The sequence below is a fragment of the Streptomyces sp. NPDC006326 genome (assembly GCF_040612915.1).
Lineage (GTDB): Bacteria > Actinomycetota > Actinomycetes > Streptomycetales > Streptomycetaceae > Streptomyces.
The window spans coordinates 101597-122467 of record NZ_JBEXRC010000021.1 but is presented as its reverse complement, the minus strand read 5'-3'; the positions used below and the strand labels follow the sequence as shown (position 1 = coordinate 122467).

Sequence of the window (20871 nt, the reverse complement as noted above, 5' to 3'; positions counted from 1 at the left end):
CGAGGTTCATGGCGAGGGCGACCAGGCGCTGCTGCGCCCCGTCGTGCAAGTCCCGCTCGATGCGCCGGCGGGCCTTCGGCTGTTCGGCTCAGCGCAACGACTAGGCGTCGAAGACCTCGTTGAGCAGCAGTTGCTGCTCCGCCTGGTGGCGCTTCGCGGAGCCCACCGCCGGGGAGGAGCCGTGCGGGCGCGAGATGCGCCGCAGGCGCTCGCCCGACGGGATGTCCGCGCCGACCGCCAGGTCGAGGTGGTCGATCAGGTTCAGCGCGATGAACGGCCACGCGCCCTGGTTCGCCGGCTCCTCCTGCGCCCAGATGTACTTGGCCGCGTTCGGGAACTTGGCGATCTCCGCCTGGAGCTCGGCACCCGGCAGCGGGTACAGCCGCTCGATGCGGATGATCGCCGTGTCGGTGATACCGCGCTTCTGCCGCTCGGCCTCCAGGTCGTAGTAGACCTTGCCCGCGCAGAAGACGACCTTGCGCACCGCGTTCGGGTCCACCGTGGAGTCGCCGATGACCGGGCGGAACGAACCGCTCGTGAACTCCTCGGCCTTCGACGCCGCCGCCTTCAGACGCAGCATCGACTTCGGGGTGAAGACGATGAGCGGCTTGTGGTGCGGGTTGTGGACCTGCCAGCGCAGCAGGTGGAAGTAGTTCGACGGCAGGGTCGGCATGGCGACCGTCATGTTGTTCTGCGCGCACAGCTGGAGGAAGCGCTCGGGGCGGGCGGAGCTGTGGTCCGGGCCCTGGCCCTCGTAGCCGTGCGGCAGCAGCAGCGTGACGCCGGAGGTCTGGCCCCACTTCTGCTCGGCCGAGGAGATGAACTCGTCGACGACGGTCTGCGCGCCGTTGACGAAGTCACCGAACTGGGCCTCCCACAGGACCAGCGCGTCCGGACGGGCCAGCGAGTAGCCGTACTCGAAGCCCATGGCCGCGTACTCGGAGAGCAGCGAGTCGTAGACGTTGAACCGGGCCTGGTCGTCCGACAGGTACTGCAGCGGGGTGTGGTCCTCGCCGGTCTCCCGGTCGATCAGCACCGCGTGGCGCTGGCCGAAGGTGCCGCGGCGGGAGTCCTGGCCCGACAGCCGGACCGGGGTGCCCTCCATCAGCAGCGAGCCGAAGGCCAGGGTCTCGCCCATGCCCCAGTCGATGGTGCCCTCGTCGATCATCGCCGCGCGGCGCTGCAGCTGCGGCAGCAGACGCGGGTGGACGGTGACGTGGTCGGGGATGTTGACCTGCGACTCGGCGATCCGCTTGACGACCTCCGGGGAGACCGCGGTGTCCACGGGCACCGGGAACTCGGCCTGGCCGGCCGGGGCGACCGGCGGGGCGACCGCGGGCTGCGTGGCGGCCTCGCGGACCTCCGCGAAGACCTTCTCCAGCTGGCCCTGGAAGTCCTGGAGCGCCTGCTCGGCCTCTTCGAGCGTGATGTCGCCGCGACCGATGAGGGACTCGGTGTAGAGCTTGCGCACCGAGCGCTTCTTGTCGATCAGGTCGTACATCAGCGGCTGCGTGAAGGCCGGGTTGTCGGACTCGTTGTGGCCGCGGCGGCGGTAGCAGATGAGGTCGATGACCACGTCCTTGTTGAACGCCTGGCGGAACTCGAAGGCGAGCCGCGCGACGCGGACCACGGCCTCCGGGTCGTCACCGTTCACGTGGAAGATCGGCGCCTCGATCATGCGGGCCACGTCGGTCGCGTACATCGAGGAACGCGAGGACTCCGGGGCGGCGGTGAAGCCGACCTGGTTGTTGATCACGACGTGGACGGTGCCGCCGGTGCGGTAGCCGCGCAGCTGCGACATGTTGAGCGTCTCGGCGACGACTCCCTGGCCGGCGAAGGCCGCGTCACCGTGCAGCGCGACGGGCAGGACGGTGAAGTCCGTGCCGCCCTTGTTGATGATGTCCTGCTTGGCGCGGGCGACACCCTCCAGGACCGGGTCGACCGCCTCCAGGTGGGAGGGGTTCGCGACGAGCGAGACCTTGATCTGCTCGCCGTCGAGGCCGGTGAAGGTGCCCTCGGCGCCCAGGTGGTACTTGACGTCGCCGGAGCCGTGCATGGACTTCGGGTCGAGGTTGCCCTCGAACTCGCGGAAGATCTGCGCGTACGACTTGCCGACGATGTTCGCGAGCACGTTCAGGCGGCCGCGGTGGGCCATGCCGATGACGACCTCTTCGAGGCGGGCCTCGGCGGCCGAGTCGATGACGGCGTCGAGCAGCGGGATGACGGACTCGCCGCCCTCCAGCGAGAAGCGCTTCTGGCCGACGTACTTCGTCTGCAGGAAGGTCTCGAAGGCCTCCGCCGCGTTCAGCCGGCGCAGGATGCGCAGCTGTTCCTCGCGCTCCGGCTTGGAGTGCGGGCGCTCGATGCGGTCCTGGATCCACTTGCGCTGCTTGGGGTCCTGGATGTGCATGAACTCGACGCCGGTGGTGCGGCAGTACGAGTCGCGCAGCACGCCGAGGATGTCGCGCAGCTTCATCATCGACTTGCCGGCGAAGCCGCCGACCGCGAACTCGCGCTCCAGGTCCCACAGGGTGAGGCCGTGCTCGGTGATGTCGAGGTCGGGGTGCTTGCGCTGCTTGTACTCCAGCGGGTCGGTGTCGGCCATGACGTGGCCGCGGACCCGGTAGGAGTGGATCAGCTCGAAGACGCGGGCGGCCTTCGTCACGTCGTCGTCGTGCGAGGCGTCGATGTCGCGGTTCCAGCGGACCGGCTCGTACGGGATGCGCAGCGACTCGAAGACGCCGTCGTAGAAGCCGTCCTCGCCGAGCAGCAGGTTGGCGACGATGCGCAGGAACTCGCCGGAGGCCGCGCCCTGGATGACCCGGTGGTCGTAGGTCGAGGTCAGGGTCATGACCTTGGAGATGCCCAGCTTGTTCAGGGTGTCCTGCGAGGTGCCCTGGAACTCGGCCGGGTAGTCCATGGAGCCGACGCCCATGATGACGGACTGTCCGGGCATCAGGCGGGGCACGGAGTGGACGGTGCCCAGGCCGCCGGGGTTGGTCAGCGAGACGGTGACGCCGGTGAAGTCGTCCATCGTCAGCTTGCCGACGCGGGCGCGGCGGACGATGTCCTCGTACGCCTGCCAGAACTCGAAGAAGTTGAGGGTCTCGGCCTTCTTGATGCCGGCGACGACGAGCTGGCGGTCGCCGTTCGGCTTCACCAGGTCGATCGCGAGGCCGAAGTTCACGTGCTCCGGCTTGACCAGGGTCGGCTTGCCGTCCTTCTCCGCGAAGGAGTGGTTCATGGACGGCATGGCCTTGATGGCCTGCACCATCGCGTAGCCGATGAGGTGGGTGAAGGAGATCTTCCCGCCCCGGGCGCGCTTGAGGTGGTTGTTGATGACGATGCGGTTGTCGAACAGCAGCTTCACCGGGACGGCGCGCACGGACGTGGCCGTCGGTACGTCCAGGGAGGCGTTCATGTTCTTCGCCACGGCGGCGGCCGGGCCGCGGAGCGTCACCAGCTCGGGGCCCGCGGGGGCCTCGGTGGCGGGCGCGGCCTGCTTCGGCGCTGCGGTGGCGGGAGCGGCCGGGGCCTGAGAGGCGGGCGCGGCCGGTGCGGCGGCCGGGGCCTGGGAGGTGACAGTCACAGCAGGGGCACCAGAGGGGGTGGCAGGAGCAGGGGCAGGAGCTGACACAGGAGTGGGCGCGGCAGTCGGGGCTTGCACGGCGCTCGCCGCCCCCGTGGCGGCAGCGTCGGAGACCTGCGGGGCCTGGGTGACGGTCGTGGCGGCCTGTGCGGAGGCGCCATCCGTCATCGGGGACTTCTTCGGCTCTTCGGCCTTCGCGGGAGCGGCAGCGCCGCCCGGCTTGTAGTCGGCGAAGAAGTCCCACCAGGCCCGGTCGACCGAGTTCGGGTCCTGGAGGTACTGCTGATAGATCTCGTCGACGAGCCACTCATTCGCGCCGAAGCCCGAGGCAGGGGTCTTCCCGCCCTCTGCTGCTTCGGTCGTGGTGGTCGGGTTACTGGGGGACTGTGGCGACACGGCGGCAACCGCCCTCTTCCGCTTCACAAGGTATGGACAGCGGGAATAAAGGCTACGCCTCCCCGGGGGGGAGATGCAGACCGGGCGGGACTTCCGTCATGTAGGTCACACCGAACGGCGGGTTTCGCCGCGCGGAATGGCGGGAAACCAGCCAGGTTCGGGTAGGCGGCACCGAGGTTGCGGCCCCCATGGCTTCGCACCCCTGACGGACCCCGGGCACGTGTGGCCGAGATCATGTCCTTCCCAGTCGAACCCTACGTCAATGTGGCGCCTGTGAGCTGCCCGGAAGCGTGACGAGGATGCGGCAGCCCCGTGACGATTCGGCCACTCCGATATCCCCTCCGTGCAGGCCCACGGCCCAGCGGGCGATGGCCAGGCCCAGCCCGGTGCCCCCGTCGCCCCCGTGGGAGCTGCCGCGGTTGAACCGTTCGAAGACCCGGTGCCGCTCGGCCTCGGGGATGCCGGGGCCCTCGTCCCGTACCTCCAGCGCCAGGCTCCCCGGCGTTTCGCCCGCGCGGGCCCGGACCGTGACCCGGCCGTGCGGCGGGCTGTGCTTGACCGCGTTGTCGATCAGGTTCGCCACCACCTGGTGGAGGCGCTCGGCGTCCGCGTAGGCGGTCAGCCCGGAGGGGAACACGTCCAGGTGCAGGTGCACGTCGTTGCGGGTGTGCCCGCCCGAGCCGGAGGCCAGACCAGGCCGGCCGGCGGCGGCGAGGCCCGACTCCTTCAGCACGCCCGACAGGTACGGCCACACCTCGAAGCGGCGGGCCTTCAGCGGCACCACCCCGTTGTCCACCCGGGACAGGTCCAGCAGCGTCTCGACCAGCCGCCCCAGCCGCTCGGTCTGCTTCAGCATCGTCCGCATGGTCTCCGGGTCGGCGGCCGAGACGCCGTCCACCACGTTCTCCAGCACCGCCCGCAGGGCCGCGATGGGCGTGCGCAGCTCGTGCGAGACGTTGGCGACCAGCTCCCTGCGGTGCCGGTCCACCGCCTCCAGGTCGTCGGCCATCAGGTTGATGGTGGCGGCCAGGTCGCCCAGCTCGTCGCGGCGGTCCGCCCCGCGGACCCGGCGGGTGAAGTCCCCGTGGGATATCGACCGGGCCACCGTCGTCATCTCGTCCAGCGGCGCCGTCAGGCCGTGCGCGACGAACTGCGTGATCAGCATCGACGCGATCACCGAGAAGACGGTGATGAACCGCAGCTCGGTGTCGGTGCGCAGGGCCACCATCAGCAGCCCCGTGGTGATGAAGACCGAGACCACGACCAGCGTGCCCAGCTTGGTCTTGATCGAGAAGGGCGAGTACGGCCGCAGCTGGTGGGCGGCCCGGGGCCGCGACGGGCCGCCCGTGCCGGGGCTCATGCCGCGGCTCATGCCTGGGCCGGGGTCTCCAGGGCGTACCCGACGCCGTGGACCGTACGGATCCGCTCCGCCCCGATCTTGCGGCGCAAGGCCTTGATGTGGCTGTCGACCGTACGGGTCCCGGACGCGTCGGCCCAGTCCCACACCTCGGCCAGCAGCTGCTCCCGGGAGAGCACCGCCCGCGGGGTCCCGGCCAGGCACACCAGCAGGTCGAACTCGGTCGGTGTCAGGTGCACGTCCTCGGACTGGACCCGGACCCGGCGCTGGGCGTGGTCGATCTCCAGGTCGCCCAGGCGCAGCGTCGCCCCGCGCGGGGCGTGCGCCGCGAGCGTCGCCCGCTCCACCCGCCGCAGCAGGACGTGGACCCGCGCGGCCAGCTCGCGCATCGAGAACGGCTTCGTCATGTAGTCGTCCGCGCCGACCCCGAGCCCGACCAGCATGTCCGTCTCGTCGTCGCGGGCGGTGAGCATGAGCACCGGCACCGGCCGCTGCGCCTGGACCCGGCGGCAGACCTCCAGCCCGTCGAAGCCGGGCAGCATCACGTCGAGGACCAGCAGCTCGGGCTGCCAGCTCTCGGCCGCCGCCACGGCCGCGGGGCCGTCGAAGGCCGCCTGGACCTGGAAGCCCTCGGCGCGCAGCCGGGCCGCGATGGCGTCGGCGATGGTGCGGTCGTCCTCGACCACGAGCACGCGCCGCTGAGCGCCGGGAGTGGCCGCGGCCCCGCTGTGGGTGGTGTGTGTCTGTTCCATTTCCGCCCCTGAAGATCCGCGTAATGGGGTGCAGCGTAGAGGAGCCACCGGCCTGCGGCTATGCGGGGTTCGGACAGGCCAGGCGGCGGAACCGATGATTCCGATTCCGTCGGGAATGGGGATATGACGGGCCATGCCGGGTGCCCGGCCGCCCCCGGGGGACGGCGCCCGCCACGCGGCGGGGCCGGTCGCCGCCCGCGGTTTGTGGGCCTCCTACAGAACGCCGCCCGCCGCGGGCCCTCAGCCGCTCTCGAACGGGGGCAGCGCCGCCAGCACCTTCTGCAGGCCCGGCGGGACCGACCCGTCGGCGGTGGCCACCTCGAAGCCGCCGTGCACGAACGCGTACGTGAACCCGTCGAACACCGTCGGACCGCCGCGCACCACCCGCGGCAGGTGCGGGAAGTCCGCCGCCGCGAGCGCGGCGCGCAGCCCCGCGAGCCGGTCCGGCGCCAGCTTCCCGCTCCCCTCGGGGCCGCCCTGCCCGTCCAGCCGGGTCCACGAGCCGTCGCCCCTGATCAGCAGCGTGTGCGTCCGGCCCGCGAAGCCGCCGCTGCGGGTGACCGTGACCAGGCGTTCCCCCGCGGAGGACGGAGCCGGGGACGGGGCCGGCCCCGGGACGGAAGCCGTGGGCGACGGGCTCGCGGGCGGCGCCCCCGTCGGGCCGGGCGCCGCAGCCGTGCCGGCCGGGGCCGCGGAGCCGGGCGGCGCCGACGGGCTCACGGCCGCCGCGGCCGTCTCCGGGGAGCCGGACCCGCCGCCGCCCGGGCCCGCACCGCAGCCGCCGAGCACCACCGCGCCCAGCAATGCCGCCACCACTCCTCGCACCGCGCGCACACCCCACCCCCACGGGTCCTCGGGCCGACCCCCGAGTATGGAGTCGGCACCCCCCGTACGGAAAGCACCAGGAGGACGACATCCGCCGCACCGCCGCCTGGCGCTGGCTGCCGCCGCTGCTCGCCGTGCTCCTCGGCCTCTGGGGCCTGCGCCGCGGGGGCAGCATGTGGCGCGACGAGTCCGTCACCTGGCAGGTGGCGCACCGGCCGCTCGGCGGCATCGGCGAGCTGCTGGGCCAGGTCGACGCCGTGCACGGGCTGTACTACCTCCTCATGCACGCCGTCTTCCTCGTCGGCGGGGACGGCCTGTGGACGCTGCGCCTGCCCTCCGTCGCCGCCACCGCCCTGGCCGCGGCCGGCGTGGCCGCCACCGCCCGGCGGCTCGCGGGGGAGCGGGCGGCGCTGTGCGCGGGCGCCGCGTACGCCCTGCTGCCGCCCGTGCAGATGTACGCCCAGGAGGGGCGCTCGTACGCCCTGGTCGCGGCCGCGGTGGTGTGGGCCACGTACCTGATGCTGGGCGAGCGGTGGACGGCCTACACCGTGGTGCTGCTGCTGGGCTGCTGGCTCCACGAGTTCGCCGCCCTCGCCCTGCTCGCGCACGCCTTCCGGGGCCGCCGCTCGCGGGGCTGGCGCCGCAGCGCCGCGGTCGTGGCCGCCCTGCTGCTGCCGCTGGCCGTGGTCACCGCCGGGCAGGCCGGGCAGCAGCTCGGCTGGCTCGGGCGGCCGAGCTGGCAGGACTGGGCGGCGTACGCGGTGGTGGCGGGCCTGGCGCTGCTGCTCGCGCGCGGGGCGGCGGAGCGCGAGCTGGTGGAGGTGGCCCTCCCGCTGGCCCTGCTGCCGCCCGGGCTGCTGATGGCGGTCTCGCTGGTCCACCCCTGGTACGTCGACCGGTACGTGCTCTACGCACTGGCCGGGCTCGCCCTGCTGGCGGGGGCCCGGCTGTCGGAGCTCCGGCTGCCCGGGCCGCGGCGGTGGGGGGCCTGGGCGGCGGTCGGGGCGGTGGCCGTGGCCTGCGGGTGGTGGTCGGCGTGGCTGCGGACGCCCGAGAGCCGCAAGGACGACGTCCTCGCGGTGGCCGCCGCGGTCCGGGAGCGGGCCGCGCCCGGGGACGCCGTGCTGTTCCTGCCGGCGCGGCGGCGCGAATGGCTGCTGTCCTCCCCGGACGTGTACGGGGGCCTGGACGACCTGGCCCTGGACCGCACCCCGGCGGCCTCGCACACCCTCCAGGGCACCGAGCTCCCCCCGGACCGCATATGGGCCCGCCTCGCGGACGCGCCCCGGGTGGTGGCCCTCCTCGACCCGCCGGACCAGCCCCGCGACCGCACCCCCGCGGAGGCGGTCAAACGCCAGACCCTGGCCTCCCGCTTCGAGCTCTGCTCCCTGACACCGGCCCGGGGCGCCCGGATCGCCGTCTTCGCCCGACCGGGCCACTGCCCCCCGGGGTGAGCGGTGGGGCAGGATGACGCCACCGATCACGTACCAGGCTCCGGGGGGCGCGCCGCAATGACCAGGAACGACAACGGGAACACGGGAGCCCTGCCGGGGCCGCTGGTCGACGTGCGGTGGCTGGGGGACCGGCTCGGCGCGGCCGGGCTCGTCGTGCTGGACGCCTCCGTCGGCGCCCACCGCGGTGCGGCCCTGCGGATCCCGGGGGCGCGGCCCTTCGACCTCGACGGCGACCTCTCCGACCACGAGGCCCCCGCCCCGCACACCATGCCCGCGCCCGAGCGGTTCGCCGAAGCGGTGCGCGCCCTGGGCATCGACGACACCAGCACCGTCGTCGTCTACGACGGCGCCGGCATCCACTCCAGCGCCCGCGCCTGGTGGATGCTGCGCGCCATGGGCTTCGACCGGGCCGCCGTCCTCGACGGCGGGCTGCCCGCCTGGGTCGCGGCGGGGCTGGACGTCGAGACCACCGCCGCCGCCTACGCCGGCCCGCCCGGCTCCTTCACCGCCCGGCCCCGCCCCGGGCTGCTGGTGGACAGCGCCGTCGTCCGCGCCGCCCTGGCGGATCCGGCCGCAGCCGTACTCGACGCCCGGACCCGCGAACGCTTCGCCGGAACCGCCCCCGAGCCCCGTCCGGGACTGCGCGGCGGCCACATGCCGGGCGCGCTCAACCTGCCCTTCGGGGAACTCCGGCGCGAGGGAGGCCTGATGAGGCCCGCCGGGGAACTCCGCCAGGCCTTCGCCGCGTTGGCCGCGGACCGCGAGAAGCTGTACTTCAGCTGCGGTTCGGGAGTGACGGCGTGCGTCCTCGCCCTCGGCGCCACCCTCGCCGGCTACACGCACCTGGCGGTCTACGACGGCTCCTGGACCGAGTGGGCCATGGACCCGGAGCTCCCCGCGGTGACCGGCCGGAGGGCCGGGTTCTTCCCCGGCACCACCACCGAGCGGGAGTTCGACGTCCCCGCCACGGGCGAGGAGCGGCGCATGCTGGCCGGGTTCCTCGGCGCCCAGCGCGCCACGCTGGAGCTGAAGTGCGCGGGCCTGGAGGGCGCGGACCTCGCGCTGCGCTCCGTGGAGCCTTCCACGCTGTCGCTGCTCGGCCTGGTCCGCCACCTCGCGGACGTGGAACGCCGGTGGTTCCGGCGCGTCCTCGCCGGGGAGGACGCGCCGGCGCTGTTCTCCTCCGAGGCCGACCCGGACGGGGACTTCGACCGCGCACAGGCCGGCCCGGACGCGGTCGCGCAGGCGTGGCGGGCCTGGCGCTGCGAAGTGGCCTTCGCCGACGCCTTCGTCGCGGACGCCCCGCACCTCGACGTCGAGGGCGAGGACGCGTGGCGCGGGCGGGTCTCCCTGCGCTGGGTGCTGGTCCACCTGATCGAGGAGTACGCCCGCCACAACGGCCACGCCGACCTGCTGCGCGAGCGGATCGACGGAGCCGTCGGCGTCTGACGGCGTGTTCGCCGGAGGCGAACGGGGGTTGGGGAACAACGGGCGGCGCACATGCATTGAGTCGGCATAGCTCAACTTGACTGCCGGAGGGAAGATCATGGCTTCGACGTCCGTAACGCTCACCCTGCCCGTGCTGCCGCTCGACGACGAGGTCGTGCTGCCCGGGATGGTCGTCCCGCTCGAACTGTCCGACGCCGAGGTGCGGGGGGCCGTCGAGGCCGCCCAGGCGGCGGGCGGGAGCGGGAAGCCCCGGGTGCTGCTCGTACCGCGGGTCGACGGGAAGTACGCGGGCACCGGTGTGCTCGGAACCGTCGAACAGGTGGGGCGGCTCTCCGACGGGGACCCCGGGGCGCTCATCCGCGGTGTCGGCCGCGTCCGCATCGGCGCCGGCACCACCGGTCCCGGCGCCGCGCTCTGGGTCGAGGGCGAGAGCGTGGACGAAAAGCTCGCCGAGCCGCTGCCCGGGGCCGTGGCCGAACTCGTCAAGGAGTACAAGGCCCTCGCCACCAGCTGGCTCAAGAAGCGCGGCGCCTGGCAGGTCGTGGACCGGGTCCAGCAGATCGAAGGCGTGTCCGCCCTCGCCGACAACTCCGGCTACTCGCCGTTCCTGACGGTGGCCCAGAAGGTGGAGCTGCTGGAGACCGCCGATCCCGTCGCGCGGCTCAGGCTCGCCATCAAGTGGCTCCGCGACCACCTCGCCGAGCAGGACGTCGCCGAGTCCATCGCCAAGGACGTCCAGGACGGCGTCGACAAGCAGCAGCGCGAGTTCCTGCTGCGCCGTCAGCTGGAGGCCGTCCGCAAGGAGCTGCGCGAGCTGAACGGGGAGAAGGAGGGCGAGGAGTCCGACGACTACCGCGCCCGCGTCGAGGCCGCCGACCTCCCCGAGAAGGTGCGCGAAGCCGCCCTCAAGGAGGTCGAGAAGCTGGAGCGGGCCAGCGACCAGTCCCCCGAGGGCTCCTGGATCCGGACCTGGCTGGACACGGTGCTGGAGCTGCCGTGGAACGAGCGGACCGAGGACGCGTACGACATCCGCGGCGCCCGGGCCGTCCTCGACGCCGAGCACGCCGGGCTGAGCGACGTCAAGGACCGCATCACCGAGTACCTCGCCGTCCGCAAGCGCCGCTCCGAGCGGGGCATGGGCGTCGTCGGCGGCCGCCGCGGCGGAGCCGTGCTCGCGCTCGTCGGGCCGCCCGGTGTGGGCAAGACCTCCCTCGGGGAGTCCGTCGCGCACGCCATGGGCCGCAAGTTCGTCCGGGTCGCCCTCGGCGGCGTACGGGACGAGGCCGAGATCCGCGGCCACCGCCGGACGTACGTTGGGGCCCTGCCCGGCCGGATCGTCCGCGCCATCAAGGAGGCCGGGTCCATGAACCCGGTGGTGCTCCTCGACGAGATCGACAAGGTCGGCTCCGACTTCCGCGGGGACCCGGCCGCCGCCCTGCTGGAAGTCCTGGACCCGGCCCAGAACCACACCTTCCGCGACCACTACCTGGAGGTGGAGCTCGACCTCAGCGACGTGGTCTTCCTCGCCACCGCCAATGTGCTGGAGGCCATCCCGGAGGCCCTCGCGGACCGCATGGACCTCGTCCGCCTCGACGGGTACACCGAGGACGAGAAGATCGTCATCGCCCGCGACCACCTGCTGCCCCGCCAGCTGGAGCGGGCCGGCCTGGCCGCCGACGAGGTGGTCCTGGAGGAGGACGCCCTGCGCAAGCTGGCCGGGGAGTACACCCGCGAAGCCGGCGTGCGCACCCTGGAGCGCTCCATCGCGCGGCTGCTGCGCAAGGTGGCCTCGCAGCACGAACTGGGCGAGCAGGAGCTGCCCTTCCGGATCGGCGCCGACGAGCTGCGCCCCCTCATCGGCCGGCCGCACCACGTCCCCGAGTCCGCGCAGGACCCGGCGGAGCGGCGCACCGCCGTCCCCGGCGTGGCCACCGGCCTCGCGGTGACCGGCGCCGGCGGGGACGTGCTCTTCGTCGAGGCCTCGCTGGCCGACCCGGAGACCGGGGCGGCAGGGCTCACCCTGACCGGCCAGCTCGGCGACGTGATGAAGGAGTCCGCGCAGATCGCGCTCAGCTTCCTGCGCTCGCACGGCGCCGAGCTGGAGCTTCCCGTCGCCGACCTGAAGGACCGGGGCGTGCACATCCACTTCCCGGCGGGCGCGGTCCCCAAGGACGGCCCGAGCGCGGGCATCACCATGACCACCGCACTCGCCTCGCTGCTGTCCGGGCGGCAGGTCCGCACGGACGTGGCGATGACCGGCGAGGTCTCGCTGACCGGACGGGTCCTGCCGATCGGCGGCGTCAAGCAGAAGCTGCTCGCCGCGCACCGGGCCGGCCTGACCACCGTGATCATCCCGAAGCGGAACGAGGCCGACCTCGACGACGTCCCGTCCGAGGTGCTGGAGGGGCTTGAGGTGCACCCTGTGACGGACGTGCGCCAGGTCCTGGAACTGGCGCTGGCGAAGGCCGGGGCCCAGGCGGTGGCCACCGCGGCCTGACCCCCGGGGCGGCCCGGGCTCCCGCTGCGGCGGGGTCCCGGGCCGCCGCCGTACCCGCTGCGAAATACTGGAGCTCTCGGGAACCCACCTCAGACACAGACACAGCGGGAGCGGAACGTGCACGGGAGCGAAGACCAGGAGTTCCTTGCCCTGGAGCGGGAGCTGTCCGTCTTCCTCCGGCGGGCCCGCGCCTCCTCCGGGGAGATGGCGCGCGCACTGCACCCCGAGCTGGAGCCCGCCGCGTACGGCCTGCTCGTCCGCCTGGAGGCGGCCGGCCGGCAGCGGGCCACCGACCTCGCCGCCTACTTCGGGGTCGGCAAGGCCACCATGAGCCGGCAGCTGCGCGCCCTGGAGGTGCTCGGGCTGGTGGCCCGCGAACCCGACCCCGCGGACGGCCGGGCCTTCCTGGTCGGGCTCACGGAGGAGGGCCGGGAGCGCTTCCTGCGCGTCCGCGGCGCCCGGCGCGAGCAGTACATGCGCAAGCTCGCCGACTGGGACCGCGGCGAGGTCGCGGAACTGGCCAGGCTCCTCAACCAGTTGAACCAGGGCGAGGACTAGCAGGCCCCGGCCCCGGCGCCCGCATCGCTCACACACCGTTCCCGCCGCGGCCGGCGCCCGTGCCGCCGCCCGCGCTACAGCTCCGCGTAGGCCGCCGAGGCGTCGTCGTGGCGCTTGCCGCGGACCGGGGTGCGCTGCGGATCCGACTCCAGGGCGCGCACCCGGCCGATCAGCCCCTGCGCGCCCTCCTTCCGCAGCACCGCCAGGCACTCGGCCCAGTCGCCCTCCCGGAAGGTGTCCGTCCACCGGCTCGCCCCGTCGGTGAGCGCGGCCAGCGCCCGCACCCGCTCGCGCGGGACCCGGCCGGTCACCGCCCGCGCCGCCACCGCCGGATCCGCGGCCGCCGTGAAGAAACCGCCCTCCCTGTTGCGCAGCGCGTCCGCCGAGGCGGTGGTGCGCAACAGCGCGCGGGGGATCCGGTCGAGCCGGTCGTCGAGCACGGCCGTCACCGCGCCCTCGGAATCCTGGAGGAGGAGGACGGAATCCGAGAGGACGAGGTGCTCCACGTACGCCTCGTCCCAGCGCACCAGCACCACCGTCGCCTGCGGAGTGCGCACGTGAGAAAGGTCACAGGTTTGACGGTGGGCGTCGGCCGTGTCGCGGATCGACTCCGCGAGGATCCGGTCCAGCGGCATGTCCCGCCGCGATCCGGACAGTTCGGTCAATCGGCCGCCGAGCCGCGCCGCGAACCACGGCACGCCGTGCGTGCAGCCCACCTCGCCGGGCGGCGGGGTCACCCCGTCCAGGGCGACCAGGACCCCGCCCCCCACCGCCGGTATCGCCGCCGACAGCCAGTCCTCGTTGGGGCGTTCCGGGTTGCCGGGGGCCGAGGCGAGGTCGATGCGCATGCGTACATTCTGCCCGCCGCGCCCATCGCGGACAGGTCAGGTCCGTACCAAAGCGGAAGGCGCGGGGCGGGCCCCGCCCCGGGCCCTGCGGACGTGCGGGCGGGCATACTGCCAAAGCCCCCATCGATCTTTCAACCACCCGTCCACGGCCGCGCCCTGACGCCACCCCGCCGAGTTGGTCGCCAACTCATCCGTGATGTTCACTCGTTCGAGTGGCCGGGTGGGCGATGTCAGGCTCTCTCCCCAACACACTGCGAAGGTCTGAGGCGGTACGAGGGGGCAGGGGGCGTTTACTTGTTGACCGGCCGTTACCTCGGCCACACGAGTAGACGAGCACGAGCACACGTACAGGATTGCGAGCACCGGTGCAGAAGAAGCGGTCTCGGAAGAACGGCACCGCCACCGACGGACCCGCCCCCGCAGGACCCCGTGTCCGCGTGCGCAGCAGGCTGGTCGTCGGCGTGGCCGTCGCCGGCCTCACCGTCCTCGCGGCCGGCGCGCCCGCCGTGGTGTCCGCGACACGGGAGCTGAACGACTCCCAGCAACTGGTCACCCTCGCCGAGCAGACCCAGCACACCCTCACGCTCGCCCACCTCCTCGGCGACGAGCGCGACGCCGTCGTCGAGTACGTGGCCAAGGGCCGCCCCGGCGGACAGGCCAAGGCGCCCGTCCAGGAGCGCATCGCCCTCACCGACCGGCAGCTCGACGAGATCCGGGCCGAGGCCGACGAGCCGCTCGCCGAGGCCATCGGCCGCGTCCGGGCCGTCCGCACCGAGGCCGTCGACGGCAAGGGCAGCGCCCTCGCCGCCCACCAGACGTACGCGGGCGTCATCGCGCAGGTGCTCGCCCCGGGCGACCGGCTCGCCGTGCTCACCCCGCCCAGGGCCGGCGACGCCCTCGTCACCACCCGCCCGCTGGCCCCCCTCGGCCAGGCCGTCGAACAGGCCTCGGCCACCCGTGGACTGCTGCTCGCCGCGCTGGCCGTCCCCCGCGGCGAGCAGCCCCCCAACTCGGCGGTCGTGGACGAGCTCACCGCCGCCGCCCAGCGCGCCCGCGTACGGGAGCAGGCGGCCCTCGAAGACTTCGCGCGGATCGCCCGCCCCGACGTACGCCAGACCCTCGCCGCCACCGTCACCGGCCCCGAGGTCAAGACGGCCGACGACCTGCTCAAGCGGCTCACCGACCGGCCCACCCTCAGCTCCGCCGACCGCAAGCTCGACGGCGCCGCCGTCAGCCCCCCGCTCACCGCCCGGATCGAGCGGATGCGCTCCGTCGAGGCCACCCTCGCCGGGCAGCGGGCCACCGCGCTCGCCACCCTGCGGGACGACGACGTGACCCGGCTGGAACTGCTGGTCGGCGTGCTCGGCGCACTGTTCCTCTTCGTGGTCGGCGTCTCCACGGCCGTTGCCCGCTCGCTCACCCGGCCCCTGTCGGTGCTGCGCCGCGGCGCCGAGCGGCTGGCCACGCCGGAGGGCTCGGTCGAACCGGTCCGCTTCACGGGCCGCAACGACGAGTTCGCCGAGGTCGTCCGCCACCTGAACGCGGTCCGGGACCAGACGGTGTCCCTGCACACGCGGATCGCCGGCCTCGACGCCGACCGGCGCCGCCTCATCGGCCGCAACGAGGCGCTGACCTCCGGCCGCGAGGCACTGGAGCAGGAGCTCAAGGAGCTGCGGGCGGGGCTGGAGGAGCACCGCCGCATCATGTCCACCACCTCGGTCTCCCTGTCGCTGCGCACCCTCGGCCTGGTCGAGCGCCAGCTCACGGTCATCGAGGAGCTGGAGTCCAAGGAGCAGGACCCCGACCGGCTGGCCACCCTGTTCAAGCTGGACCACCTCGCGACGGTGATGCGCCGCCACAACGAGAACCTGCTCGTGCTCGCCGGACAGGAGACCGGCCACGGCGCCGGAGCCGCCGCGGTGCCGCTGGTCGACGTGATGCGGGCCGCGGTCAGCGAGATCGAGCGCTACGAGCGGGTCGACCTCGCCGGGCTGCCGTCGTTCACGCAGGTGGCCGGGCACGCCGCGGACGACATCTCGCACGTCCTCGCCGAGCTGCTGGAGAACGCGACGACCTTCTCGCCGCCGGACGCCAAGGTCAGGGTGTCCGGGTGGCAGCTGGACTCCGGTGACGTCGTGCTGTCCGTGCTGGACGCGGGCATCGGGGTCACCGAGGACCGGCTGGAGGCGCTGAACTCCCGGCTGGCGACGCCCGAGGCGTACGACGAGGAGCCCGAGGCGGAACACGGCCTGGGCCTCGGCCTGTACGTGGCCGGCCGCCTGGCGGCCCGGCACGGCGTCACCGCGGAGCTCCGGGCGGGACGGCACGGGGGCACGGAGGCCCTGGTCGTCGTCCCGGCGGCGCTGCTGCCGGCCACCCCGCCGGCCACCCCGGTCCACACCTTCGCCGGCCCGGGCCGGCCGGAGCTGCGGCTGCCGGGCGTCATCGCCGAGGCCAACGAACACACGCTCCCGCCCCGCACCCGCCCCCGGCCGGAACCTCCGGCGGCGGAGCCGGCGTCGGAGTTCGCCGGCGTCGAGGCCACCGCCGAGGCCGGCGTCGAGGCAGGTGCCGGTGCCGCGACCGGTGCCGAGCCCGGGCTTGAGCCGGAGTCGGCCGCCGGGGAGGGTCTGGAGCCGGAGCTCGGGTTCGAGCCGGAGCCGGCCGCCGGGGCCGGGCCGGAGCCGGATCAGGAGCTGCCGGTCCGGGGCGTTGCCGACGCCGTTCCGGAGCCGGAGCCGGAGCCGGAGCCGGTGCTGTCGGCCGAGGCCGCGCCGGAGTCCGCTCCGGGTGGGTACGGCTTCGCCGGGTCCGAGGGCGCGCTGCCGCCCCCCGATCAGGTGTTCACCGTCCCGGCCCCGGCTCCGGCCGGGCCGGAGCCCGCCCAGGAGCTCCTCGCGCGGGTCGTCCCCGACGGCGCGGCGGAGGCCTTCGCAGGGTCCGACCCCGCCCCGGCGTCCCCCGACCCGTCGGCCGGTCCCGCCCCGCGGGCCGACGTACCGGAGGAAGAGGACGGGCCCGCCGCCGAGCGGACCCCGCACAGCCACGCCACCGCCGAAGGCGACTGGGTGCCCCGCCAGGGAGCCCACCCCGAGGCGGAGGCCGCAGACGCCTCCGAGGCCGCCGGGCCCGTCACCGGCAAGGGGCTGCCCAAGCGGACCCCCCGCGTCGTGGCCGCCCGGCGCGGTGAAGCCGTCCAGCCGTCCGCGCCGCCGCGCCGTGTCGACGCGGAGGAACTGCGGCGCCGGCTCGGCGGGTTCTACCAGGGGACCCGCGACGGCAGACGCGTCGTCGCCGCCGAACTCGCACAGGACACCGACCGGGGGGACACCGCACAGGAGGCACGCACATGACCGCGCCCAGTACGTACGGACTGAGCACCCAGGCCCGCAACCTGCAGTGGCTGCTGACCGACCTGGTGGAGGAGGTGCCGGGCGTCAACTCCGTCGCCGTCGTCTCCTCGGACGGGCTCCTGCTGCTGTCCTCCGACCCCGCGGGAGCCGGCCGGAGCCCCTCCCCGGCCAAGGGGCCGCGCGGCGCCTCCGCCGACCTCGCCACCATCGTCTCCGGGCTCGGCAGCCTCACCACCGGCGCCGCCGCGCTCATGGAGGGCGGCGGCGTCAAGCAGACCATGGTGGCGATGGAGCACGGCTCCGTCTTCGTCATGTCCATCAGCGACGGCTCCCTGCTCGGCGTGCACGCCACCCCGGACTGCGACATGAGCGTCGTCGCCTACCACATGGCCCTGTTCGTCGGCCGCGCCGGCCACGTCCTGACCCCCGAAGTCCGCAGCGAGCTGCGCCAGTCGATGGAGAAAACCCCGTGAGGAGTCCGGCCTCCGACCGGCTGCCCATACGCGGCGCCGACCGCCGCCCCGCCCGCGTCCGCCCGTACTCGCTCACGGGCGGCCGCACCCGGTTCTCCCAGGTCCTGCACGTCGAGACCTTCGTCGCCGCCCTGGACGCCAAGGCGTCCCGGCCGCAGCTGCCGGGAGGCACCGAGGGCGAGTCCGACGGCAGCGCGGACGGCCGGTCCGACCGCATGCCCGAGATGCCCGCCATCGTCGAGGTCTGCCGGCGCATGCGCACGATCGCCGAGATCGCCGCGCTGCTGAAGCTGCCCCTCGGCGTGGTCCGCGTCCTCGTCAGCGACCTGGCCGACCAGGGGAGGGTCCGGGTCTACGGCACGGGCCACGGCCCCGGCCGGCCCGAACGCGCACTGCTCGAAAGGGTGCTCAGTGGCCTTCGCCGTCTCTGACCCGGTCGCGTCGGTCGACGACGAACCCGTACAGCCCTGGCAGTACGACCGCTCCCGCGCACCCGTGGCCGTCAAGGTGCTGGTCGCGGGCTGCTTCGGCGTCGGCAAGACCACCTTCGTGTCGTCCGTCTCCGAGATCACGCCGCTGCGCACCGAGGCGGTGATGACCCGGGCCAGCCTGCCGACCGACGACCTGTCCGCGACCCCGGACAAGAACACCACCACCGTCGCGATGGACTTCGGCCGCATCACGCTCGACGACGACCTCGTGCTGTACGTGTACGGGACGCCGGGCCAGGAGCGGTTCTGGTTCATGTGGGACGACCTGGTCCGCGGAGCCGTCGGCGGCATCGTCCTGGCCGACACCCGCCGGCTGCGGGACTGCTTCCCGGCCCTCGACTACTTCGAGAGCTGCGGGCTCCCGTACGCCGTCGCCGTGAACCACTTCGAGGGCTCCCGCTCCTACGAGCCGGAGGACGTGCGCGAGGCGCTGACGATCCCGCCCGACGTACCGGTGGTGATCATGGACGCGCGGCGCCGGCCCACGGTCGTCGAGTCCCTGCTGACCCTGGTGGGCCACGCCCTCGACACCACTCCCGAATAGAGAACGCGGATGCGCAGGATACTCGTCGTCGGAGCCGGGCAGTCCGGTCTCCAGCTCGCCCTCGGCCTTCAGGCGAAGGGGTACGAGATCACCCTCATGTCCAACCGGACGCCGGACGAGATCCGGACCGGGAAGGTCATGTCCACGCAGGTCATGTTCGACGCCGCACTCCAGCACGAACGCGACCTCCGGCTGGACTTCTGGGAGCGGCAGGCCCCGCGGATCGAGGGGATCGGCGTTTCGGTCGCCGCCCCGGACGGCTCCCGCCCGATCGACTGGCTGGGCCGCCTCAAGAGCTTCGCGCAGTCCGTGGACCAGCGGGTGAAGATGGCCGGCTGGCTCGACACCTTCGTGCAGCGCGGCGGGCAGCTCGTCGTGCACGGCGCGTCGGTCGCCGACCTGGACTACTTCTCCCGCACCTACGACCTGATCCTCGTCGCCGCCGGCAAGGGCGAGCTGGTGTCGATGTTCGAACGGGACGCGGCCCGTTCCCCGTACGACGCTCCCCAGCGCGCGCTGGCGGTCTCGTACGTGCACGGGCTCGGGCCCCGGCCCGAGCACCCGCAGACGGAAGCGGTGCGCTGCAATCTGGTGCCGGGGGTCGGCGAGCTGTTCACCATGCCGGCGCTCACCACCTCGGGGCGGGCGGACGTCCTGTTCTGGGAGGGTCTCCCGGGCGGTCCGCTGGACGTGTTCCGCGGGGTCAACGACCCGGCGGAGCACTTGGAGCTGACGCTCGAACTGATGCGGACGTACACGCCCTGGGAGTACGCACGGGCCCGGGACGTCGAGCTGACGGACGCGGGCGCCACCCTCGCCGGGCGGTACGCGCCGGTCGTGCGCAAGCCGGTCGGGCGGCTGCCGGGCGGCGGACTGGTGCTGGGCGTCGCGGACGTGGTCGTGACGAACGACCCGATCACCGGGCAGGGCTCGAACACCGCCGCCAAGTGCGCGGCCTCGTACCTCTCGTCGATCCTGATGCACGGGGACAGGCCGTTCGACGAGGCCTGGATGAAGGCGGCCTTCGACAGGTTCTGGTTCACGACGGGCAAGCCGGTGACCCAGTGGACCAACGCGATGCTGGGCGCGCCGCCGGAGCACGTGCTGAACCTGATCGGAGCGGCCGGGCGGTTTCAGCCGGTGGCGGATCGATTCGCCAACGGCTTCGACAACCCGGCCGACTTCGACGGGTACTTCTACGACCCCGAGGACGCGGCGGACTACCTGGCGGAGGTCTCGTCGGCGGCATCGGCGGCATCGGCGGTCTCGTCCGCACCGTCCGCGTCGGGGGCTGCCGGGGACGGTGCCGCCCCGGATGCCGCGTCCGGTGCCACCCCGGCCGAGTAGCCGGTGTCGTCGCCCGCCGTCGCCCCCTCGGGGAGCGGCGGCGGGGTGTAGGCGGCGAGCGGGGTGCCCCCCGGGTCCGGCCGGACGGCCCCCAGCAGCGGATTCGCCGCGATCGGCGACACCTTGACCTTGGCCCCCGGGCGGGGGGCCTGTACGACCTTGCCGTCGCCGATGTAGAGGGCCACGTGCGTGGCGGTGGGGAAGTAGACCACCAGGTCCCCGGGCCGCAACTGGTTCAGCGGAACCTTGGGCAGCTGCGCCCACTGCTCCTGGCTGGTCCGGGGAATGGACCGGCCGGCGTGGGCCCAGGCCTGGGAGGTGAGCCCGGAGCAGTCGAAGGCACCGGGCCCCTCGGCACCCCACGCGTACGGTTTGCCGATCTGGGCGGCCGCGTACCTCAGGGCGGCGCCGCCGGCGGCCGTGGGGGTGCGGGGGGTGGCCGGGCTGCCGAGCGCCCCCGCGGCGAGCAGCTCCCGCTGGGCGGTGGCCGTCTGGGCGGCCTCGCGGGCGTCGAGCCGGGCCAGCTGCTCCGGGGTGAGGGAGGAGAGCAGCCGCTCCACCTCCCTGAGCCTGAGGGTCACCTCGTCCTTGCGCTCCTTGCGCCGGGTGGTGAGGGACTGCTGGGAGTCCAGGGCCTTGCGGGCGGCGGTGGCGAGGGCGTCGGCCCGGTGCTCGCCGCGGGCGAGGCGGGCCAGGATCCCGGCCCGGCGGGCGCCCTCGCGGGCGGCGAGGTGGCGCTGGTCCTGGGCGGCCTGGGCGTCACCGGTGAGCAGCATCCGGACGTACGGGGAGAGGCCGGCCACGGCCCCCTGGTACTGCTCCCGGGCCATCCGCCCGGCGGCGGCGCGCTCGGCGTCGAGGGCGGTCCGGGTCTTGCCGAGGGCGGAGCTGAGCCGGCGCTCCTCGTTCTGGCGGGCCTGGAGGGCGGCTTCGGTGGC

14 protein-coding genes and 3 pseudogenes are annotated in these 20871 nt (G+C 73.8%); 10 read left to right on the top strand and 7 right to left on the bottom strand.

Translation table 11 applies throughout. The features are described from left to right. From ABZ128_RS18455 to ABZ128_RS18435, 5 genes and pseudogenes are all read right to left on the bottom strand, one after another. A pseudogene (locus tag ABZ128_RS18455) lies at nt 1–70 on the bottom strand (histidine kinase); the annotation flags it as partial. 30 nt (nt 71–100) lie between these two features. After that, on the bottom strand, nt 101–3985 hold the full coding sequence (locus ABZ128_RS18450; RefSeq protein ID WP_356849503.1) for a multifunctional oxoglutarate decarboxylase/oxoglutarate dehydrogenase thiamine pyrophosphate-binding subunit/dihydrolipoyllysine-residue succinyltransferase subunit: 3885 nt from the start codon (nt 3983–3985) through the stop codon (nt 101–103). A 259-nt stretch (nt 3986–4244) separates the two neighbouring features. Further along, nucleotides 4245–5345 carry an ATP-binding protein gene (locus ABZ128_RS18445; RefSeq protein WP_356849501.1) on the bottom strand — a complete coding sequence of 367 codons (1101 nt, stop codon included), beginning with the start codon at nt 5343–5345 and terminating at the stop codon, nt 4245–4247. A gap of 8 nt (nt 5346–5353) precedes the next feature. Then, nucleotides 5354–6094 (bottom strand): response regulator transcription factor, encoded by a 741-nt coding sequence (locus ABZ128_RS18440; RefSeq protein ID WP_356849500.1) that lies wholly within the window; start codon nt 6092–6094, stop codon nt 5354–5356. 240 nt (nt 6095–6334) lie between these two features. Further along, a complete protein-coding gene (locus ABZ128_RS18435) occupies nt 6335–6907 on the bottom strand; it encodes a hypothetical protein (protein ID WP_356849498.1) in 573 nt (190 codons plus the stop codon). On the opposite strand from ABZ128_RS18435, the gene ABZ128_RS18430 reads away from it, so the two are divergent. The 5 genes and pseudogenes from ABZ128_RS18430 to ABZ128_RS18410 all read left to right on the top strand — a co-directional run bounded on the left by ABZ128_RS18430 (nt 6898) and on the right by ABZ128_RS18410 (nt 12877). Further along, nucleotides 6898–8373 carry a glycosyltransferase family 39 protein gene (locus ABZ128_RS18430; protein ID WP_356849497.1) on the top strand — a complete coding sequence of 492 codons (1476 nt, stop codon included), beginning with the start codon at nt 6898–6900 and terminating at the stop codon, nt 8371–8373. The two genes, ABZ128_RS18435 and ABZ128_RS18430, sit on opposite strands and share 10 nt — an antisense overlap. A 57-nt stretch (nt 8374–8430) precedes the next feature. Then, nucleotides 8431–9282: pseudogene (locus tag ABZ128_RS18425) on the top strand (sulfurtransferase); the annotation flags it as partial. Between the two features lie 75 nt (nt 9283–9357). Further along, complete coding sequence (locus ABZ128_RS18420; RefSeq protein WP_356849509.1) at nt 9358–9822, top strand: DinB family protein; 465 nt, start codon at nt 9358–9360, stop codon at nt 9820–9822. A 97-nt stretch (nt 9823–9919) separates the two neighbouring features. Then, nucleotides 9920–12319, top strand: coding sequence for an endopeptidase La (gene lon / locus ABZ128_RS18415; RefSeq protein ID WP_356849495.1), 2400 nt, complete (start codon nt 9920–9922; stop codon nt 12317–12319). Between the two features lie 117 nt (nt 12320–12436). Beyond that, entirely contained in the window at nt 12437–12877 is a 441-nt protein-coding gene (locus tag ABZ128_RS18410) for a MarR family transcriptional regulator (RefSeq protein WP_356849494.1), read from the top strand. 74 nt (nt 12878–12951) lie between these two features. Here the strand turns inward: ABZ128_RS18410 and ABZ128_RS18405 are convergent, their stop codons facing one another. Next, nucleotides 12952–13725 (bottom strand): protein phosphatase 2C domain-containing protein, encoded by a 774-nt coding sequence (locus tag ABZ128_RS18405; protein WP_356849493.1) that lies wholly within the window; start codon nt 13723–13725, stop codon nt 12952–12954. A gap of 437 nt (nt 13726–14162) precedes the next feature. On the opposite strand from ABZ128_RS18405, the gene ABZ128_RS18400 reads away from it, so the two are divergent. Genes ABZ128_RS18400 through ABZ128_RS18380 form a run of 5 tightly spaced genes read left to right on the top strand, consistent with a single transcriptional unit; the run spans nt 14163 to nt 19933 of the window. Further along, nucleotides 14163–17078 (top strand): nitrate- and nitrite sensing domain-containing protein, encoded by a 2916-nt coding sequence (locus ABZ128_RS18400; RefSeq protein WP_356849491.1) that lies wholly within the window; start codon nt 14163–14165, stop codon nt 17076–17078. Continuing rightward, entirely contained in the window at nt 17075–17551 is a 477-nt protein-coding gene (locus tag ABZ128_RS18395; protein ID WP_356849489.1) for a roadblock/LC7 domain-containing protein, read from the top strand. The genes ABZ128_RS18400 and ABZ128_RS18395 overlap by 4 nt, the downstream gene beginning before the upstream one ends. Further along, nucleotides 17548–17982 (top strand): DUF742 domain-containing protein, encoded by a 435-nt coding sequence (locus tag ABZ128_RS18390; RefSeq protein WP_356849488.1) that lies wholly within the window; start codon nt 17548–17550, stop codon nt 17980–17982. Before ABZ128_RS18395 ends, ABZ128_RS18390 begins: the two co-directional genes overlap by 4 nt. Continuing rightward, the gene (locus ABZ128_RS18385; RefSeq protein ID WP_356849486.1) at nt 17963–18586 is read left to right on the top strand and encodes an ATP/GTP-binding protein; all 624 of its coding nucleotides are present in this window, start codon (nt 17963–17965) and stop codon (nt 18584–18586) included. The genes ABZ128_RS18390 and ABZ128_RS18385 overlap by 20 nt, the downstream gene beginning before the upstream one ends. Before the next feature lie 9 nt (nt 18587–18595). Continuing rightward, nucleotides 18596–19933 (top strand): styrene monooxygenase/indole monooxygenase family protein, encoded by a 1338-nt coding sequence (locus ABZ128_RS18380; protein ID WP_356849485.1) that lies wholly within the window; start codon nt 18596–18598, stop codon nt 19931–19933. 119 nt (nt 19934–20052) lie between these two features. Here ABZ128_RS18380 and ABZ128_RS18375 read toward each other — a convergent pair. Then, a pseudogene (locus ABZ128_RS18375) lies at nt 20053–20709 on the bottom strand (C40 family peptidase); the annotation flags it as partial. Between the last annotated feature and the right edge of the window lie 162 nt (nt 20710–20871).

What these genes read in the sequence shown, in the direction of transcription:
- ABZ128_RS18420 (WP_356849509.1), top strand. Translation starts at nt 9,358, where the DNA reads ATGCTGGCCGGGTTCCTCGGCGCCCAGCGCGCCACGCTGGAGCTGAAG.
- ABZ128_RS18430 (WP_356849497.1), top strand. Translation starts at nt 6,898, where the DNA reads ATGCCGCCACCACTCCTCGCACCGCGCGCACACCCCACCCCCACGGGT.
- ABZ128_RS18440 (WP_356849500.1), bottom strand. Translation starts at nt 6,094, where the DNA reads ATGGAACAGACACACACCACCCACAGCGGGGCCGCGGCCACTCCCGGC.
- ABZ128_RS18445 (WP_356849501.1), bottom strand. Translation starts at nt 5,345, where the DNA reads ATGAGCCCCGGCACGGGCGGCCCGTCGCGGCCCCGGGCCGCCCACCAG.
- lon (WP_356849495.1), top strand. Translation starts at nt 9,920, where the DNA reads ATGGCTTCGACGTCCGTAACGCTCACCCTGCCCGTGCTGCCGCTCGAC.
- ABZ128_RS18405 (WP_356849493.1), bottom strand. Translation starts at nt 13,725, where the DNA reads ATGCGCATCGACCTCGCCTCGGCCCCCGGCAACCCGGAACGCCCCAAC.
- ABZ128_RS18380 (WP_356849485.1), top strand. Translation starts at nt 18,596, where the DNA reads ATGCGCAGGATACTCGTCGTCGGAGCCGGGCAGTCCGGTCTCCAGCTC.
- ABZ128_RS18395 (WP_356849489.1), top strand. Translation starts at nt 17,075, where the DNA reads ATGACCGCGCCCAGTACGTACGGACTGAGCACCCAGGCCCGCAACCTG.